The organism is Agrobacterium tumefaciens, from assembly GCA_025560025.1.
In the GTDB taxonomy this organism is placed as follows: domain Bacteria; phylum Pseudomonadota; class Alphaproteobacteria; order Rhizobiales; family Rhizobiaceae; genus Agrobacterium.
On record CP048485.1, the window covers coordinates 309,597 to 327,972 of the forward strand.

14 protein-coding genes are annotated in these 18,376 nt (G+C 58.7%); 7 read left to right on the forward strand and 7 right to left on the reverse strand.

The window, feature by feature from the left end; all coding sequences use genetic code 11:
- Nucleotides 1-178: 178 nt before the first annotated feature.
- The 4 genes from FY152_01510 (at nt 179) to FY152_01525 (ending at nt 6,231) form a co-directional block, all read left to right on the forward strand.
- A complete protein-coding gene (locus FY152_01510; protein UXS30829.1) occupies nt 179-2,503 on the forward strand; it encodes an RNA-binding transcriptional accessory protein in 2,325 nt (774 codons plus the stop codon).
- Nucleotides 2,504-2,671: 168 nt separating this feature from the next.
- Nucleotides 2,672-3,928 carry a class I SAM-dependent methyltransferase gene (locus FY152_01515; GenBank protein ID UXS30830.1) on the forward strand — a complete coding sequence of 419 codons (1,257 nt, stop codon included), beginning with the start codon at nt 2,672-2,674 and terminating at the stop codon, nt 3,926-3,928.
- Between the two features lie 283 nt (nt 3,929-4,211).
- Nucleotides 4,212-5,012 (forward strand): MipA/OmpV family protein, encoded by an 801-nt coding sequence (locus FY152_01520; GenBank protein ID UXS30831.1) that lies wholly within the window; start codon nt 4,212-4,214, stop codon nt 5,010-5,012.
- Between the two features lie 265 nt (nt 5,013-5,277).
- A complete protein-coding gene (locus FY152_01525; protein UXS30832.1) occupies nt 5,278-6,231 on the forward strand; it encodes a 4-hydroxybenzoate octaprenyltransferase in 954 nt (317 codons plus the stop codon).
- Between the two features lie 78 nt (nt 6,232-6,309).
- On the opposite strand, the gene FY152_01530 is transcribed toward FY152_01525, so the two are convergent.
- A complete protein-coding gene (locus FY152_01530) occupies nt 6,310-6,876 on the reverse strand; it encodes a hypothetical protein (protein ID UXS30833.1) in 567 nt (188 codons plus the stop codon).
- Nucleotides 6,877-7,242: 366 nt separating this feature from the next.
- Between FY152_01530 and FY152_01535 the strand changes: the two genes are divergently transcribed.
- The gene (locus tag FY152_01535; protein ID UXS30834.1) at nt 7,243-9,681 is read left to right on the forward strand and encodes a DUF1217 domain-containing protein; all 2,439 of its coding nucleotides are present in this window, start codon (nt 7,243-7,245) and stop codon (nt 9,679-9,681) included.
- A gap of 226 nt (nt 9,682-9,907) precedes the next feature.
- Here FY152_01535 and FY152_01540 read toward each other — a convergent pair whose 3' ends face one another.
- A complete protein-coding gene (locus FY152_01540; GenBank protein UXS30835.1) occupies nt 9,908-10,858 on the reverse strand; it encodes a LysR family transcriptional regulator in 951 nt (316 codons plus the stop codon).
- 205 nt (nt 10,859-11,063) lie between these two features.
- Between FY152_01540 and FY152_01545 the strand changes: the two genes are divergently transcribed.
- Complete coding sequence (locus FY152_01545) at nt 11,064-11,357, forward strand: DUF1127 domain-containing protein (protein UXS30836.1); 294 nt, start codon at nt 11,064-11,066, stop codon at nt 11,355-11,357.
- A gap of 260 nt (nt 11,358-11,617) precedes the next feature.
- On the opposite strand, the gene FY152_01550 is transcribed toward FY152_01545, so the two are convergent.
- On the reverse strand, nt 11,618-12,271 hold the full coding sequence (locus tag FY152_01550) for a transglutaminase-like cysteine peptidase (GenBank protein ID UXS33177.1): 654 nt from the start codon (nt 12,269-12,271) through the stop codon (nt 11,618-11,620).
- A gap of 679 nt (nt 12,272-12,950) precedes the next feature.
- Between FY152_01550 and FY152_01555 the strand changes: the two genes are divergently transcribed.
- On the forward strand, nt 12,951-13,484 hold the full coding sequence (locus FY152_01555; protein UXS30837.1) for a hypothetical protein: 534 nt from the start codon (nt 12,951-12,953) through the stop codon (nt 13,482-13,484).
- A gap of 301 nt (nt 13,485-13,785) precedes the next feature.
- Here the strand turns inward: FY152_01555 and FY152_01560 are convergent, their stop codons facing one another.
- The 4 genes from FY152_01560 to FY152_01575 form a co-directional block, all read right to left on the reverse strand.
- Nucleotides 13,786-15,159, reverse strand: coding sequence for a glutamate--cysteine ligase (locus FY152_01560; GenBank protein ID UXS30838.1), 1,374 nt, complete (start codon nt 15,157-15,159; stop codon nt 13,786-13,788).
- Nucleotides 15,160-15,332: 173 nt separating this feature from the next.
- Nucleotides 15,333-16,070 (reverse strand): 16S rRNA (uracil(1498)-N(3))-methyltransferase, encoded by a 738-nt coding sequence (locus FY152_01565; GenBank protein UXS30839.1) that lies wholly within the window; start codon nt 16,068-16,070, stop codon nt 15,333-15,335.
- 20 nt (nt 16,071-16,090) lie between these two features.
- Nucleotides 16,091-17,599 (reverse strand): inorganic phosphate transporter, encoded by a 1,509-nt coding sequence (locus tag FY152_01570; protein ID UXS30840.1) that lies wholly within the window; start codon nt 17,597-17,599, stop codon nt 16,091-16,093.
- 161 nt (nt 17,600-17,760) lie between these two features.
- Nucleotides 17,761-18,201: an NUDIX hydrolase gene (locus FY152_01575; protein ID UXS30841.1), complete on the reverse strand. Its 441-nt coding sequence runs from the start codon at nt 18,199-18,201 to the stop codon at nt 17,761-17,763.
- Nucleotides 18,202-18,376: the final 175 nt, after the last annotated feature.

Genomic DNA, 18,376 nt, shown 5'->3' on the forward strand with positions numbered 1-18,376 from the left:
GGGACGGGCGTTAAGGGCAGGGGGGCGAAAGGTCAAGGAGAAAGCGCCGCAAATGCCCGTCTTTCCCTTGAACGCCGCCTTTCCTGTGGAATCGTTGCCGCCTCTTGTTGTCACGCCACAATCAGACATTATGTTCGCCGCTCCAGACGTGACATCAGAGAACCTCCAAGAGTCCCCTATGACCGCAGACAATGCCCGCCTCGCCTCGCTCATCGCTTCCGAAATCAACGCCCGCGCCGATCAGGTGAAGGCGGCGGTAGCCTTGCTGGATGAGGGCGCGACCGTTCCCTTCATCGCCCGTTACCGCAAGGAAGTGACCGGAGGGCTGGATGACACGCAGCTTCGAACGCTCGCGGAACGCCTCGTTTATCTGCGGGAACTCAATGCGCGCCGCGGCTCCATCGTGGAGTCCATCACCGGCCAGGGCAAGATGACCGACGAGCTGATGGTCAAGATCATGCAGGCGGGCACCAAGGCGGAGCTGGAAGATCTCTATCTGCCCTATAAGCCGAAGCGCCGCACCCGTGCCGAAATCGCCCGCGAACGCGGTCTCGGCCCGCTGGCAAAAGCGATATGGGAGAACCGCGCCGCCGATCCGGCAAAGCTTGCGGAAGCTTATGTTCAGGGTGAGGTGGCCGATGTGAAGGCAGCACTCGAGGGCGCGCGCGACATCGTGGCGGAAACCATGACGGAAAATGCCGATCTGCTCGGCCGCCTGCGCGATTACATGCGCCAGAACGCCACCTTCCGCGCCAAGGTGGTGGATGGCAAGCAGGCGGCGGGTGAGAAATTCTCCGACTATTTCGATCATTTCGAGCGCTGGGCGACGGTGCCGGGCCACCGGGCGCTGGCCATGCTGCGTGGCTGGAACGAAGAAATTCTGACATTGACCATAGACGTCGATGCGGATGATCCTTCGCCGGTCAAGCCGGCACAGCGCACCATCGCCGCCGCCTTCGATATCCGCAATGCCGGCCCCGCCGACCAATGGCTGATGGAAGTGGCTGGCTGGACATGGCGGGTGAAGCTCTCCATGTCGCTCTCGCTCGATCTGATGCGCGAATTGCGCGAGCGTGCCGAAGAAGAGGCGATCCATGTTTTTGCCCGCAATCTCAAGGATCTGCTTCTGGCAGCCCCCGCCGGCTCCCGCGCCACCATGGGGCTCGATCCGGGCATCCGCACCGGCGTCAAGGTGGCTATCGTGGATGGCACCGGCAAACTGCTGGACACCACGACGGTTTATCCCTTCCCGCCGAAGAACGACGTGCGCGGCACGCAGGCGGAACTCGCCCTGCTCATCCGCAAGCACAATGTCGAGCTGATCGCCATCGGTAATGGCACTGGCAGCCGCGAAACGGAAAAGCTGGTCGCCGATCTTCTGGCGCAGATGCCGGCTTCGGCTTCGGGCGCAAAGCCCACCAAGGTCATCGTCTCGGAGGCGGGCGCTTCGGTCTATTCCGCTTCGGAACGGGCGGCGGCGGAATTCCCCAATCTCGATGTTTCGCTGCGGGGCGCCGTCTCCATCGCCCGCCGCCTTCAGGATCCGCTGGCGGAACTGGTGAAGATCGAGCCGAAATCCATCGGTGTCGGCCAGTACCAGCATGACGTCGATCAGGGCCGCCTCAGCCGCTCGCTCGATGCTGTCGTGGAAGATGCGGTGAATGCCGTCGGCGTCGATCTCAACACCGCCTCTTCGCCGCTTCTGGCACGGGTGTCCGGCCTTGGCAGCTCGATTGCCGATGCCATCGTTGCCCATCGCGACCAGACGGGTCCCTTCGCCAGCCGCAGGGAATTGCTGAAGGTGCCGCGCCTTGGCCAGCGCACCTTCGAACAATGCGCCGGCTTCCTGCGCATCCCGAACGGCAAGGAGCCGCTGGATGCTTCCTCGGTGCACCCGGAAGCCTATGGCGTGGCGAAAAAGATCGTTGCCGCCTGCGGCCGCGATCTGCGCTCGCTGATGGGCGACAGCGCCGCATTGAAGGCGCTCGATCCGAAGAACTTCATCGACGAGCAATTCGGCCTGCCGACGGTAAAAGACATCATCGCCGAACTGGAAAAGCCCGGCCGCGACCCGCGCCCGAGCTTCAAGACCGCGACCTTTGCCGAGGGCGTTGACGAGATCACCGATCTGAAACCGGGCATGCTGCTGGAAGGCACCGTCACCAATGTCGCTGCCTTCGGCGCCTTCGTGGATATCGGCGTGCATCAGGATGGCCTCGTGCATGTCTCGCAGCTGGCGGACCGTTTCGTGAAGGACCCGCATGAGGTCGTCAAGGCGGGCGATGTCGTCAAGGTGCGAGTCGTGGAAGTGGATGTGAAGCGCAAGCGCATCGGCCTCACCATGCGCAAGGATGGCGGCGAGGCAGCGCCGCAGCCGATGCGCGAGAAGGGCAATGCCAGCGCCATGCGGCATGCCACATCCAAACCGAAAGAGCGCAACGAAGGGTCGCAAACCGGTGGTGCGCTTGCCGCCGCTCTGGCTGAAGCCATGAAGCGACGCTGACCTCCGGTTGAAATGATTTTTTACCAAAAAGCCCTGCCGCACACCCCGGCGGGGCTTTTTGCTTGATGAAATCGTTCAATTTTTTTGAAATAAGACTATCTTGCAACTTGTGCTGAAAGGAATACGGTCAGCTAAATTGATAAGTGAGACTTAGCAATTGGGGGTGCCATGGCGTCGTCTCTGCATGTTCTTCTCGAAAAGATAATCAAGACCGGTGATCTTGTCGTCAACAGCCCGGGCGGGAGCCGTACATTTGGCGACGGAACCGGAAAAAGGGTGGTTCTGAATTTCACCGACGAGGCCGCCATGCAGGAGATCGCTGCCGATCCTGCACTGAAACTCGCCGAGATTTATATGGAGGGCCGTATGAAGGTCGCCGAGGGCGACATCTACGACTTTCTGGCACTCGTCAAAGGCAATACGCTGAGCGAGGCGCTGTCTTTCGGTATGATCTGGCGCGGCATGGCGCGCATCATCGCTGCCCGCATCAAGATGCATCTGCCGGTCAATCACAACAAGAGCAACGTCGCCCATCATTACGATCTGAGCGCCAAGCTGTTCGATCTCTTCCTCGATGAGGACTGGCAATATTCCTGCGCCTATTTCAATCCGCCTGGCATCAGCCTCTATGAAGCGCAGGTCGCCAAGAAACGGCACATCGCCGCCAAGCTGATGACCGAGCCGGGCCAGAGCGTGCTGGAAATCGGCTCCGGCTGGGGTGGCATGGCGATGTATATTGCCGAAAGCGCCGGTGCTGACGTAACCGGCATCACGCTCAGCGAAGAACAGCTGCGTGTCTCGCGCGACCGGGCGGCAAAACGTGGCATTGCCGGCAACGTCCGCTTCGAATTGCAGGATTATCGTTACCTGCCGGCCTCGAAGAAATATGACCGCATCGTCTCCGTTGGCATGTTCGAACATGTGGGGCCGACCCATTATCGCGATTATTTCGACAAGGTGGCGGAGGTGCTGGACGACAGGGGCGTGATGGTGCTGCATTCCATCGGTCAGCCCTATCCGGCGCTGGCGACCAATCCCTTCATCGAAAAATATATTTTCCCCGGCGGTTATATACCCTCGCTTGCCGAGGTTCTGCCGGCCATCGAAAAATCGCGGCTGCTGGTGAAGGATATCGAAATCCTGCCCATGCATTACGCCCATACGCTTCGCCACTGGCGGGAGCGTTTCGTGGCGCGCAAGGCCGAAGCGGTGGCGCTTTATGACGAGCGTTTCTTCCGCATGTGGGAGTTCTATCTGGCGGGGTCGGAAATGGCCTTTACCCACGAAAACTTCCATATTTTCCAGATCCAGCTCGCCAAGGACCGGGATTCCGTGCCGCATAGTCGCGACTACATCGCGCAGAACGAGGCGAAATTGCTGGAATTCGAGAAGACGCGCGCGCCGCTGGAGAAGGTGACGTTCTGACGAGGGCGTGGGTAACGGGCAACCGAATTGTGGAGATTGTTGACAAACATCTCCGCAATCTCGGCGTCATCCTCGGGCTTGTCCCGAGGATCTATCCACGTTGCTTAAAGTCTGTCGGTTGCAGATGTTCGGGACAGGCCCGAGCATGACGGCGGTGAGGTTTGAGGCTTTATCGCCACCCACCGGAGGAGGCGCGTTTCTTCCCGCGCTGGTTAATGGAATGGAAAGACAATCCCTCTAATTCTACGGGCACCTGTCTGTATTGCGTTTCTGGGGTTCTTTCATGTTCAAGCCATCAGCGGCAGTTGCCGCCTGTGTCCTGTCGCTTTTTGCCGTGGGCAACGCCCATGCCGAAGGCTGGTTTTCCGGCGACTGGTATCTGAAACTCGGTGGCGCCGGTTTCACCGCGCCGAAGTACCAGGGCGACAACAAGAATGAATTCGGCTTTTCACCCATCATCTCTCTCGGACGTCAGGGGCAGGGCGCGCGTTTCACCTCCCGCAACGACAGCGCCTCTATCTCGCTTCTGGATAATGGCCCGATCAGCATGGGTCTCGCCGGCAAGCTCGTATCCCCACGAGATGAGGGCGACTCTTCTGATCTGAAGGGCATGACCCGCATCAAGCGCGGCGGCGAGCTTGGTGGTTTCGCCGAGGCCTATCCGACCGACTGGCTGCGTGTTCGCGGCGAAGTTCGCCAGGGCATCCGCAGCCATAGCGGCGTTGTCGGCGATGTTGCCGTCGATGCCTTCACCGATATCGCCCCCGGCATCCAGATTTCCGCCGGTCCGCGCGCCACATGGGTGAGCAGCAAATATAATGAGCGTTATTACGGTGTAAGTGCGGCGCAGACGGCTGCCGGTGCGCCATCGCCCTATAGCCCCGGTGGCGGCCTGCATTCCGCCGGCATCGGCGCGGCCATTACCTGGAAAGTCACCGAAAACGCCGAGGTTGGTTCCTTCGCCGAATATCGCCGCCTCACCGGTGATGCCGCCGACAGCTCGCTGGTGCGCGAGCGTGGTTCGAAGAACCAGTTCATCATCGGTGTTCAGGCAAGTTACAAATTCAATTTCTCACTGCCCTGAGGTAGATGAACTCGCTGTTTAGAGATTGAAAACCCGCAGCAAAATGCTGCGGGTTTTTTCTATCCAAATATTTGGCGTCATCCTCGGGCTTGACCCGAGGATCCATTGATTTCAACGGGTTGTGGATCCTCGGGTCAAGCCCGAGGATGACAGTGAAGAGGTAGGGCGCTTTGCCGGTCGCCCGAGGAAAAATCGTCAAATGCCGCGCATCTTTGCGCTTTGAAAACCGTTCCGATTTCCCCGCCGATGCTGTAGAACCATGCCTATGGTTCACCATAGCGATTTGTCAGACCGCGTTTCGGACGCGCCATCCAACAACTGGGTCTATCGGATTTTGCCGAGGCCCCTCTGGCCCTATGCGCAGCTGGCCCGGTGGGATCGCCCCATCGGCTGGCAATTGCTGATGTGGCCATGCTTCTGGTCCGCCGCCCTTGCTGCCAACGCCGCGGTGGCGACTGGCGGCTTTTCCTGGGCCACGCTCATCTGGCACCTGGCGCTGTTTTTCATCGGATCGGTGGCGATGCGCGGCGCGGGTTGCACCTATAATGATCTCGCCGACCACAAAATCGACATGGCTGTGGCGCGTACCCGCTCCCGGCCGCTGCCGTCCGGCCGCGTGACCCGGTTGCAGGCCAAGGTCTTCATCGTGCTGCAGGCGCTTGCCGGTCTGGTTGTGCTTCTGCAGTTCAACGGTTTCGCGATTGCGACAGGCATATTCTCGCTGATCTTCGTGGCGATTTATCCTTTCGCCAAGCGCTTCACCAACTGGCCGCAATTTTTTCTCGGCCTAGCCTTTTCCTGGGGCGCGCTGATGGGCTGGGCCGGGCAGTTCGGTTCGATCGCCTGGCCGGCTGTCCTGCTTTATGTCGGCTCCATCGCCTGGACGATCGGTTATGACACAATCTACGCCCATCAGGATAAGGAAGACGACACGGCGGTAGGCATCGGCTCGACCGCCCTGCTGTTTGGCGAGAACACACATCGCTGGCTGGTTTTTCTTTATGGCACAGCCCTTGTCATGATCGCCCTGTCCTTCTGGGGCGCAGGTGTTAACGTGATCGCCTATAGCGGCCTCGCTGCCGCCGCCATCATGCTATTCCGGCAGGTATGGGTGCTCAATATAGATGACGTGGCGCAATGCCTCGTGCTGTTCAAATCCAACAATCGTGTCGGCGTGCTGATTTTCGCAGGCCTCGTTCTGCCGCTTCTGTTCGTCTGAAGCCAGGTAAACGCAAGATACAAGAAAGCCCGGCCGCGTGGTGCGCGCCGGGCTTTTATTTGTTTTTGCTGAATATTATCAGCTGCGGGCGATGATTTCCTTGCCCTCGATCTTCATGCTCATGCCCAGCGAACCGGTGGAGCGGCGAACGAGGAAGCGCGGACGGCGATCCGCGAAATAGGAATGGCGGCGGCGCGGACGGGTATTCTGGGTGCGCACCTTGCCGAGATGTTCTTCCAGCGGACGGGCGACGCCATCGGCTTCCACCATCAGCATGGGAATGCGGTAGGCTTCGGACCAGCTGCGCCAGTCTGCTGCGATATCGCAGAGATCATGGGCGACCAGAAGCGGAACGCACAGATCCGGATCGTCATGGTGCAGTTCCAGCGTCACCGTCACCTGTCCGTCACCATGGTCGATGGCGCGGGCGGCAACGCCCTTGAAGGCGCGGGCGGGCAAAGCGAAGGACAAAGGCAGGCCGGAAGAGGAAAGAACCTTTCTCAGAACGGCGCCCCGTTCATCGAGCGTGACGGCAACGTCGGTTGCGCCATTGCCTCTGCCATAGGTGACCTGTTGCGGAAAACGTGCCGGGTCGAGTCTGAGTGTGGCGACGGCCCAGTCGGGCTTCAGAACGGTCTTGGTCATGTTTATTCTACCCTTGTTTTACCTGAGAGCCGGTTTCCGGTCTTCTCATCGGGACTTTTCGTCCTCTGATGTCAGGGAGAATATCCGCCGTATCTTCGAGACAGCTTAAAAATCGCGGTTAAGAAAACTTTGCATTCCCAAATGGTTAGCAAAACCCACTGTGGCATGGTTTCGCTTAGGTAAAGCAGATTGGGACAATGCGATTTTTATCGCGGCCGAAATTGTGCTCTTTCAAGCTCCGGGCAAGGCGCTTCATGCATAGTCACGCCAAGGCTTGCCGTGCCTCCGGATGGAGGCGCGACGCATGGATTTAAACCGGAGCTTTCGGCGTCCCAGGGGATGCGCGGTGCTCCAGGGGGCATTCGGATGGTATCGACTTATCTCAGCTACGACCTCATCAACCGCGATATGAAGGCAAGCATTTCGCGCGTGTCGCAGCAGGGGCTCATCGAGCGGCAGACGAAATATTACAAGGAGAACATCGGCGATGTGAAAAGCGTCGACGAGTTCCTCGATAACTATCAGCTCTATTCCTACGCCATGGATGCTTTCGGTCTCGGCGAGATGACCTATGCCAAGGCCTTCATGAAAAAGGTGCTGGAAAGCGACCTGAACGACCAGAACAGCTTCGCCAATAAGCTGACCGATGAGCGGTACCGGGAGTTCGCCGCAGCCTTCAACTTCACGGCATCGACAAAGGCCGTCCAGACGGAAGCCCAGCTCGACAAGATGATCGGGCTCTACGGCACGTCCATATCGGACCTGGACAACAGCCTTTCGGAAGAAACGCGTTATTACAAGGCGATCATCGGCACGGTTACCAATGTGGACCAGCTGCTCCGCAACGACAGGACCCGCGCCTACATCTTCGAGGTCTTCGACATTGATGAGAAGACCTATTCCTACGCCCATATCAGGGGTTTGATGACGAGCGACGTCTCCGATCCCGATAGCTACATCAACCAGCAATACGGCGCTGCCTATAACGACGCCGTCGAAAAGCTGGCGATGAAGGGCAATATTGAAATGCATGCCCAGGTCACCACCCGGATTACCGCAATCGACACCGCGCTTGCTGGAACCGGCTTGAGTGATGAGGAGCGCACGAAACTCGAGGCGGAAAAGGTGACGCGGCAGGATCAGCTGACGCAGCTCGAAGCCGTGCTGCCGCCAAAAAGCGAGTGGGATGCAAAGCTTGCCGCCATCAAGGCGGAGCAGACGACGCTGACGAATACCGTCACGCGATACAATAACATGTCTTATATTGCCGCCGCCTTCGAATTCAAGAACGACGGTACCGTCGCAGCCGGTGGGGCGCAGAAGGCCGACAATATAAAGATCATGACGGACGCCTATGTCAGCAGCGCGCCGCGCGTGACGCCGACCGTCGCCACCCTGAACAGGGACTATTTCGAATCCAAGATCGGCTCGATCAAGACCGTAACTGAACTGACGTCCGATACGCGGCTTCTCAATTACCTCAAGGTCGCCTTCGACCTGAATGATGTGACGGTTGTAAAGGCGACGATCGAGAACATCCTGAAAAGCGATCTGAACGATCCGAACAATTACATCGCGACCTTCGGCAAGAACGACAAGCGTTATCTCGCGATGCGAAATGCGTTCAACTTTCAGGCGGATGGAACGCTTGCCGCCGGCACGACACCCCAGACAACGACACAGACAGCAGCCACCACCAGCGGCTATATGATCCACTACAACGACAAGGATGATGCCGCCGACGAAAAGGCGATCCAGCTGTTCAAGAGCGACATCAAAAGTGTCACTTCCGTGAAGGATTTCCTCGAGAGCAGCGCCGTCTATAATTATGCGCTGAAGGCGGTTGGTCTCGATCCGGCCAAGGTGAACGCCGCGGATATTCGCAAGGTCCTCACCAGCGACCTTCAGGACAAGAAAAGCTACGTCTATACGCTGAAAGACGAGCGATACGTCAAGCTGGCGGAGCTGTTCAACTTCTCGTCCGACGGTGCCGTTGGCTCTCCGGTTCTTGCGCAGTCGGAAATCGAGATGCAGACCATGTCGGCCGACTACATCAAGAAAAAATCGGCTTTCGGCACGGAAAAGGACAAGGAAGCGGCCAAGAAGGAAGCGGAATACTTCACGGACGAGATGCAGAAGGTCAAGACGCTCAAGGAGTTCCTGGCCAATGATCGCCTGACGAAATTCGCGATGGAATCACTCGGCATCGATCCCGAGAGCGTGACGAAAGAACAGCTGGAAAAGATTTTCAGTTCCAAGCTCGACGACAGCGGAAGCTACCTCAACAAGGAGATGGACCCGGTCTTCCGCCGCCTCGTCACCGCGTTCAACTTTGATACGGACGGCAATATCCTGCGCGAGGATCGGAGTTTGATCCAGACGCGGCGCGGTCTTTACGAGACGCTGGATAACTATCTGACGCAGACGCTGGAGACGCAGGCAGGCGAAGAAAATGCCGGCGTGCGACTGGCGCTTTATTTCCAGCGCATGGCGGCGGGAACGACATCCTATTATTCAATTCTCGCCGATACCGCGATCCAGAGTTTCATCAACACCACCTTCAGCATTCCCAGTGAACTCGGAAATGCCGAAGTCGATACGCAGGTGTCGATGATGAAGAAATACTTCAACATCGAGGATTTCCAGGATCCGGAAAAGGTCAAGAAGTTGATTGCCCGTTTCACCATCATGTATGACAGCGCCCAGAACACGACCGATCCGATCATGATGCTGTTCAATGGCAGCGGCTCGGTCGGTATCAGCGGCGATACGCTGCTGGCAGTGGCGACTTTGCGGGCGCGATAGGCGGAAGCGCGCGCACAGGCGATAAGAAGAGCGGGTTTGCGCGGCTCAGGCTGATGGTAAACCTTGCCGCATACACGACGTCATCCTCGGGCCTGTCCCGAGGATTCAATTGCCTGCCATAAACAGATAGTTGCAGATGCTCGGGACAAGCCCGAGCATGACGGAGGAGAGGTTTTTCCTGCCTCGTCATTTTCCCGCCGGCCGTGACTTGTCTACGGCCATCCGCTCACCAGCCCGGCAGCATATGTCCGGCGCGCAGGCGTGGCATCTTCGGGTAGGTCTTCACATCATTGTCCAGCTCGTCGGTGACGCTCATTGGCGAAATATTGTCGAGGCAGGCGGTAATGTGGTCGGTGATGGCGTTCACCAATGAAGGAGAGAGGCCCGGCCTCTTCATCAGGCCGATCTGCACCGGCGGCAGGGGCGGGAAGCCATCCGCGGCAGTCAGAACCTTCATGCCGGTGCGCAGCGCCGATTCCGGTAGCACCGAGACCGCCATGCCCGCCAGCACGGCGGCCGCGACCACGGTGGAAGACCAGCTTGTAAAGAGAACCTGATAATCCCGCCCATCCGCATCGAGCGCCGAGCAGGCAAGCTGACGCCAGTGACAATCGCGTCGCCCGACGGCCAGCGGCACGGGTGCGTCGTCCTTCAGGGGGTGGTTGGCGGAGGCGACCCAGCAGAGCGGCTCGGTGCGCACGACATCCGAGGACCGGGCGCGGGGATTGTGGGTGACAAGCGCGATATCCAGCTCGCCGCGCGCCATTTTCTCGGCAAGGCTCACCGAAGGTTCGCAAACGATATAAAGTTCGACATTCGGATGGGTCTTGGCGAAGCGCCCGATGATTTCGGGCATGTAGCGGTCGGCATAGTCATCGGGCGTGCCGATGCGCAACGTACCTTCGAGCCTGTTGTCGTCAAAGGCCGCGATTGCCTCGTTGTTGAGGCGGATGATACGGCGGGCGTAGTTCATCAGTTTTTCGCCTTCCGCCGTCAGGCGGTTGCCGCGCCCGTCCTTGGCGAAAAGCTGTTTGCCGATGCGCTCTTCAAGCCGTCGCATCTGCATGGATACGGCGGATTGCGTCTTGAAAACGCGGTCTGCGGCCTTGGTGAAGCTACCCGTATCGACAATCGCGATGAAGGTATGCAGCTGGTCTATGTCGAGAGGTGCGGACATGGATGGTCATCCATCAGAATGATTGATGTCTCACATTAGAAACATTCGTTGGACTGATCAATAGTCTTGCGACATTTTGGCATCCAACAAATCAATCTCAAACCCCGGGGCGGACATAGCGTCAGGCCCCTAACCCAAGGCAGCTTCTAGCGCGTGGTGCGCCGGGGGCGGTGCCGCATCGTGCCGTTACGGAAGGATAAGTGTCATGCGCACGGCAGAACGGAGAATGGAACTGGAACTTGCAACGGGAAGCCAGGGCGACACCCTGCGCCGCACCATCATTACCGTTGCTTCCACCGTGAAAACGTTTGTCCAGCGCATCTACAACCGTATCGTGGCCAATAATCTCATGGAACTCGATGACCGCCTGCTCGCCGATGTCGGGCTGGCGCGATCGGATGTGATGAACGCTCTCGATACCGGTTTGCTCGAGGATCCGACCACCCATCTGACCCGGGCTGCGCGGCTGCGTGCCGTCAGGCGCTTCGAAACGCTCTAGGCTTTGCCTGCGCAATTCCGGACGCAAAACCGCCAGGATGTTTTGCCGGAATGTTTCTGAGCTGAAAGGTTTTCCCCGCAGGGTGATTTGCCAATAGCCCTGCCTTTGCCCGGTGTACGGCCCCTCGGCCGCACCGGGCTTTTTTATGGCCGCTTAGCCTGCGCTCCCCAGGACTGCCACCGGCTTCGCATTGAAACAGGAATTCGAGCGCGTCAAATGAGTCCGACTGAACGCGGCCTGTCTTGGATGACCGCCGAGGCTTACATTTCCCGGAACTGTCCGGCGCGAGGACCGGCCAGGACGACTTCCCAGGCGGATTTGTTGGTGTATTTCTGACGCGCAAGAAAAGTATAGCCGGTGCGGTCCCAAGGCTTGATCGAACCGCTCAGATTGTCGAGTACATACTCCCCGTCCGACAGGCGAACCAGCAGCACGGCATGATTGTTGCCGCTGCGATCCAGCACAACGGAAATGGACATTTTGTTGGAGGGGAAACCGGCGTCCAGCAATGCCTTGGTTTTCGCGATGGCATAGTCCTCGCAGTCGCCGCGACCGTCCTTCGGCAATGCCCAGTAATTGCTGCGGCCGTAAACAACGGTGTCTTCCACCGGTCTGATGGCGCTGTTGACCTTGCGATTGACCTCGGAAAGCAGGCCACGCGTCTGGTCGTCAGCCATTTTCACCCCGGCTTTGGAGGAACACAGCCAGCTGTAGCGCTGACAGGCGGAAGAAAAACCCACCGGCGCGTTAATGGAGCGGGTGGCCGAAAGCTCGCTGGCGGAAACCTGCGCGCCAAGCGTCATCGCGCCCAGCAGAGCGAATGCAAGAACATAAATCCTCATGATTATATCAGTTCCCTCAAGGTAACCTGGTGATCTGGGGAACTGGCCTTCATGCCGCCCGATCTCACGCATGAATAAAGTTAAACACTGACGGAAGATCACCCCGATTTCCCGTCACGCCCGAACTAAAAAACACATCCAAAACGCGTCAAAGTGCACCTCATTGCATGATTAGCCCAAAATTTCAAAAAAAAATTAACATAGCCTTTTGGGATGTGCGCCAAATCGGGACAGCACATGGACGCAGCAAAATATTTCAGGGCAGTTGGAGACGGGCTAGGGCGATCTGAATAACGATAGGTTTTCAGTGCGTGATTTTTCATTTCAATAGTACATTTGGTGAATTTTATGTCTTATGTAGCTTATAATAATTAATTACAAAGTATTAAAGCAAATTTATCGCAATATACGAGCACATTGAGAATGTAGTTGTATTAATATATATTTGTCAATCCAGTTATAACTGCCGATAAGGGAGGAAAACCCATGCGCAGTAAGGTGACAACTGTGTTCTCTTGTATTGCAATCTTGCTGTCCAGTACGACACTGGGAACCGCGCAGACGCGTTTGCAGCGATGCGAATTCGTAAGGCCCGGAACTTTGGAGGCTGCACTTTGCAGAGCGACAGCCTCCATTCCCGGCGTTAACGAAAACGATCACGGTGACAACAATTTTGCAGGAACGAGCAATCCGAGCAGCGGACCCAGCAATCCTGGCGGTAGCAGCGGACCGAGTAATCCCGGCGGCGGCGGTGGCAGTGACCCCGGCGGTGGCGGCGGTGACCACGGTGGCGGTGGTGACCATGGCGGCGGCGGTCATCACGGTGGTGGCGGCGACCATGGCGGTGGCGGTCACCACGGCGGTGGCGGTGACCACGGCGGCGGAGGTGACCATGGCGGCGGTGGTGACCATGGCGGTGGCGGCGACCATGGCGGTGGAGGTGACCACGGCGGTGGAGGTGACCACGGCGGTGGCGGTGACCACGGCGGCGGTGGTGACCATGGCGGTGGCGGCGACCACGGCGGCGGTGGTGACCATGGCGGTGGCGGCGACCACGGTGGTGGCGGCGACCATGGCGGCGGAGGTGACCACGGCGGTGGCGGCAATCACGGCGGCGACCACGACGGCGGAGGTGACCACGGCCGTGGCGGCGATCATGACGGCGGTGGCGACCATGGCCGCGGTGGCGATCACGATGGCGGCGGCGACCATGGCCGCGGCGGTGACCATGATGGCCATAACAATCACGAAGGTGGTAACGACAATTAACCGAGCCGATTGCTGAGGCCCTGTCAAAAACTGGCGATCGGAAGGTCGCCAGTTTCGATGTTTTTGCGGCCGGCAGTTTCCCTCAAAGGTGCAGGGAACGAAATTCAATCAACCGTGTGATCGTAAATTGCATTCAAACCCTCGACCGAGGGAGGACGCCCCTCGATCCCAAGGTGCAACGCAGAAATCTCATTGATTTAGCCTGCCGCCGCACGGGCTTGCGGCGTGTTCAGCCGAGATGACAAGCACGTGATCGAGGTCGCGGCACGTGTCATATCGCAGCGTTTGCAACCCGATGGGCATGATTGGCTCTCGGCCTAGTACTGATATTCCTCGAAGACCGGCAGGACCGATCCGCCCCAGCGGCCGTTATAGAGCGCGAGCAGATCGTCGGCGAGCGTGGTCTTCTTGGCCAGTACCTCGTCCAGCGAGGACAGGAACACGGTCTCGTCCTGGCCGTCGCCGTTGAGCCGCTTGCGGTTTTTGAGACCGGTGCGGGAAATATCGAGCACCTCGCGGGCGATGCCGAGCAGCGGCTTGCCGGCAATCTCAGCTGAAAGCCCCTTGGCCGGTACGGCGTTACGAAGCGCGATCACCTCATCGAAACTCCAGCCGGACGTCAGCGCATCGGCGGCGTCAAGCGCTTCCCGGTCATAAAGAAGACCGACCCAGAAGGCGGGCAGGGCGCAGATGCGCCGCCACGGGCCGCCATCCGCACCGCGCATTTCGAGGAAGCGCTTCAGGCGCACATCCGGGAAAAGAGTGGAGAGATGGTTCGTCCAGTCGCCCATGGTCGGCTGCCAATCGGCGATTTCGCCCTTCAATGCCCCGTTCATGAACTGGCGGAAGGTGACATGGGTGCAATCGTGATATTTGCCGTCGCGCACGATGAAATACATCGGCACGTCCAGCGCCCATTCCACATAATCCTTGAAACCGAAATCCTGGTCGAAGGTGAAGGGCAGCACGCCGGAGCGGCGGTTGTCGGTGTCGCGCCAGATATCGCCACGCCAGGAAAGAAGGCCGTTCGGCTTGCCCTCGGTGAAAGGCGAGGAGGCAAACAGCGCGGTTGCCAGCGACTGCAGCTTCATGGAAACGCGCATCTTCTGGCGCATATCCGCTTCCGAGGAGAAATCGAGGTTCACCTGAATGGTGCAGGTGCGGTACATCATGTCGAGACCCTTGGTCCCGACTTTCGGCATATAACGTGTCATGATCGCATAGCGCGATTTCGGCATCTGCGGCGTTTCGTCGTAACTCCAGAGCGGGCTGCCGCCGATGCCGAGAAAACGGATGCCCATCGGCTCCGCCACTTCGCGCAGGGTCGCCAGATGCTGGTTGGATTCCTTGCAGGTCTGGTGCAGGTTTTCGAGCGGCGCGCCTGATAGCTCGAACTGGCCGCCGGGTTCGATGGAGATGGCCCCCATGCCGTGCTGTTCGCCAAGCCCGATGATGTTGTCGCCGTCCATGATCGGCTCCCAGCCGAGCTTTTCCTGCATTCCTTTCAGAAGGGCTGAAATGCTGGCCTCGCCGAAATAGGGAACCGGCTTGTTGCCTTCGCGGAAAAAGGCGAATTTTTCGTGTTCCGTGCCGATACGGAAATCGGCTTCAGCTTTGTTACCGCCCGCCAGATAATCTGTAAGCTCCGTGACGGAGGAGAGGGGGGTCTGGTCGGTCGTGTCGCGTGCCATGGCTTACCTTGTTATGACGTCTCTGTTGCGGCGAGGCATATGATTGGCAGATAGAGCCGGATCGCATCCGGAGGCAAATGAATTTCTTTTAAAGATGCATGAAGCGCAATATCCCAAAGCAGGCCGCGCGAAACTGTGCGGCGTTTTTGCGATGACGACATGCGCCAGAGAGGTCAGTTCCAGTCGCCGATCGCCGCCTGAATGACAGCCAGTGCCGCAACAGCGGCCGTATCGGCCCTGAGGATGCGTGGCCCGAGCGGAATAGGGGTCACGAAGGCAAGGCTTCGCAAAAGCTCCCTTTCCTCCTCGGAAAAGCCGCCTTCCGGGCCAACCAGCAGCGCAAGCCTGTGTTCCGTTATGGATTGCAGGACAGGCAGCGGATTTTGCCCCGCATCGCCTTCGTCGCAATAGATGATGCGCCGGTCGCGGGGCCAGATTTCCAGCATGTCTCTCAGCTTCACCGGCTCGGCCACCTCAGGCAGGGACAGAATGCCGCATTGCTCGGCGGCCTCGATGGCGTTGGCGCGCAGCTTTTCGGTATTATGGATCTTGCCCTGAACATGCTGCGTCATGACAGGCTGCAAAAGACCGGCGCCCATCTCGACTGCCTTCTGCACCAGATAATCCATGCGCCCGACTTTCAGCGGCGCAAACAGATAGTGAAGATCCGGTGCCGGTGGCTGTGGGCGCGTCTGCTCCAGGGGGATGAGCGCGATCTTCTTGCGGCTCGGGAAGGAGAGCCTGGCTTTCCATTCGCCATCGCGCCCGTTGAACAGCAGGATTTCCGCGCCATCGGTCATGCGCAGCACATTGGCGAGATAGTTGAACTGTTCGGTGGTCGCTTCCTGCGCCACCCCCGCATCAAGCGGGGTTTCGACGAACAGGCGTTGCATCCGGAAATTTGCGCGCATGGGACTTTTCGGTTTCAGCGTCAGAGAAAAAGGAAGGACATAAGCCAATAGAGCAACGCCGCAAGCGTTGCGCTGGAGGGAACGGTGACCAGCCAGGCGGCGATGATCGTCATGAAGTGGGAGCGACGGACAAGATAACGGCGGCGCACCTCGGCGGGATTATCCGCATATCTGTCGGCGCGGCGGATCGCGCCGGTTCCAGCCTGAACGAGTTCCTGCCGCCGCCGTGATGACTGCGTGTACCATTCACGGAAGAAACCGACGCCGAACACCGCGCCGATCGCCGTGTGCGTGGTGCTGACCGGCAGGCCGAAGCGTGAGGCGACAAGAACGGTGAGCGCCGTGGCCACGGAAACGCAGAAGGCGCGCATGGGGTTGAGCTTGGTGATCTGCTCACCCACGAGGCGGATGAGGCGCGGGCCATAAAGCAGAATACCGCAGGAAAGCCCGAATGCACCGACCAGCATGACCCACAGCGGCGCACGGGCGGAGGTCTGTACCGCCTCGTCATGCAATGCCCGCACGATGGCCACCACCGGGCCGATCGCGTTCGACACGTCATTGGCCCCATGGGCGAAGGACATCAATCCGGCGGCGAGAACCAGAGGCCACTGGAACAATATGCGAAGCGACTGGTTGCGGTTCTCCAGCCCGACGGATTGTTTGCGGATGATCGGCACGCAGAGCCGCCAGGCGACAAGGCCAGTCACAAGCCCGATGCCGCTCGCATGGCCAAGCGAGAGATGGACGATCTGCCTCAGCCCGACCCAGATGAGATAGGCGGTGAAAACCCCGGCCATCAAGCCGATGAGGACAGGCACCCACAGTCGCGCGGCGTCGATCTTGTCATCGCGGTAGATGATGAATTCCTTGATGAAAGCAAGGATGACGATGGCGATGGCGGCGCTGATGAAGGGCGCCAGAACCCATGCAAAAGCGATGCTGCCAAGCGATAACCAGTCGACTGCCCCGATGCCATAGGCGGCCATGCCCGCCCCGGCGACGCCGCCGACCACCGTGTGGGTCGTGGAAATCGGCGCTTTCGTCCATGTCGAGATATTGACGAGAAGGCCGGCGGCGAGAAGCGCCGACAACATCGCCCAGGAAAACACGGTCCTGTCCGGAATGGTATTTATGTTGATGATGCCGCTGGAAATGGTCTCGACGACGTTGCCGCCGGTAATCAGCGCGCCCGCGATCTCGCAGATGGCGGCAATGATGAGGGCAGCCGCAAGCGGCAAGGCCTTGGCGCCGACCGCCGGGCCGACATTGTTCGTCACGTCATTCGCGCCGATATTGATCGCCATATAGGCGCCGATGGCAACGGCCGCGATGATGATGACCGAGCCCGCAGTGCCGGTCACGAAGACGCCGGCGAATATGGCCGCGAGAACCACGAACATGAAACCCGCGCCAAGGCCGGCAAGCTGCTGCGTGACGTGCATCGTCGCCTCCTCGACACGGGTGATCTTTTCGAGATCCTTGTCGAGCGTCGGCTTCATGTTCGGTGGTGGTGGCTTTATTGCCATTCAGACCTCGTTTGCCAGCATTCCTTTTCGTCCGGCAGTGTCGCGGGCTGAAGGCAATTTACAGAAAGACTGTTACATCTCGCACATCTTTCCAAAATGAAAGACGGTAAAAGCCATGTTGGAAAAACAAACTGCACATTGCCACTATTCGGGCGGGCAGGCTATTTCGAAAGCGCCATTCGCTTGTCGAAAGTGAGCATCAGGGCTTTCAGTTCCGGCTCGTTGACCCGTTTAGCCGCCTCGCGGGGCGTGACCCATTCCAGCCGTCTGGAGTCCTTTTCGGGAAAGCTGTCCTGCAGTTCCGATACTTCGAGCAGATGCACCTGAACCCTGCACAGCACGTTGATGCCGCTGTTCAGCTTTTTCTCATATTCGTAAAAACCGAAGGGGGCCTTCTCCACCGTACCTTTGACGCCGGCTTCCTCATAGGCTTCCTGTTCTGCCACCGCATGGGCCTTCTTGCCACCCATCGGCCAGCCTTTCGGAATGACCCATCGTCCCGTATCCCGGCTGGTCAGCAGCAGAACTTCAGGTTCCTGATGCTTTTCGGCCAATCGATAGCACAGCGCCGCATATTGCTGTCGCGGCGGTCTGCGCAACATCAAGCCAACATCTGTCGCCAATCGATTCAAAATCTTCAATCCGGATAGGTCCTTCTTTGCCTGCTAATGATAATTGCTAATATAGATATCCCGTAAGTTCCGCCAATCCCTCATCACCCATAACCCACTACTGTCTTCACGCTGATGAAGATTAAGAGGCACAGATGGAGGCAAG

Coding starts and splice junctions, on each gene's coding strand:
- FY152_01510 (UXS30829.1), top strand. CDS start 179: ATGACCGCAGACAATGCCCGCCTCGCCTCGCTCATCGCTTCCGAAATC.
- FY152_01515 (UXS30830.1), top strand. CDS start 2,672: ATGGCGTCGTCTCTGCATGTTCTTCTCGAAAAGATAATCAAGACCGGT.
- FY152_01520 (UXS30831.1), top strand. CDS start 4,212: ATGTTCAAGCCATCAGCGGCAGTTGCCGCCTGTGTCCTGTCGCTTTTT.
- FY152_01525 (UXS30832.1), top strand. CDS start 5,278: ATGGTTCACCATAGCGATTTGTCAGACCGCGTTTCGGACGCGCCATCC.
- FY152_01530 (UXS30833.1), bottom strand. CDS start 6,876: ATGACCAAGACCGTTCTGAAGCCCGACTGGGCCGTCGCCACACTCAGA.
- FY152_01535 (UXS30834.1), top strand. CDS start 7,243: ATGGTATCGACTTATCTCAGCTACGACCTCATCAACCGCGATATGAAG.
- FY152_01540 (UXS30835.1), bottom strand. CDS start 10,858: ATGTCCGCACCTCTCGACATAGACCAGCTGCATACCTTCATCGCGATT.
- FY152_01545 (UXS30836.1), top strand. CDS start 11,064: ATGCGCACGGCAGAACGGAGAATGGAACTGGAACTTGCAACGGGAAGC.
- FY152_01550 (UXS33177.1), bottom strand. CDS start 12,271: ATGCGTGAGATCGGGCGGCATGAAGGCCAGTTCCCCAGATCACCAGGT.
- FY152_01560 (UXS30838.1), bottom strand. CDS start 15,159: ATGGCACGCGACACGACCGACCAGACCCCCCTCTCCTCCGTCACGGAG.
- FY152_01565 (UXS30839.1), bottom strand. CDS start 16,070: ATGCGCGCAAATTTCCGGATGCAACGCCTGTTCGTCGAAACCCCGCTT.
- FY152_01570 (UXS30840.1), bottom strand. CDS start 17,599: ATGGCAATAAAGCCACCACCACCGAACATGAAGCCGACGCTCGACAAG.
- FY152_01575 (UXS30841.1), bottom strand. CDS start 18,201: ATGTTGCGCAGACCGCCGCGACAGCAATATGCGGCGCTGTGCTATCGA.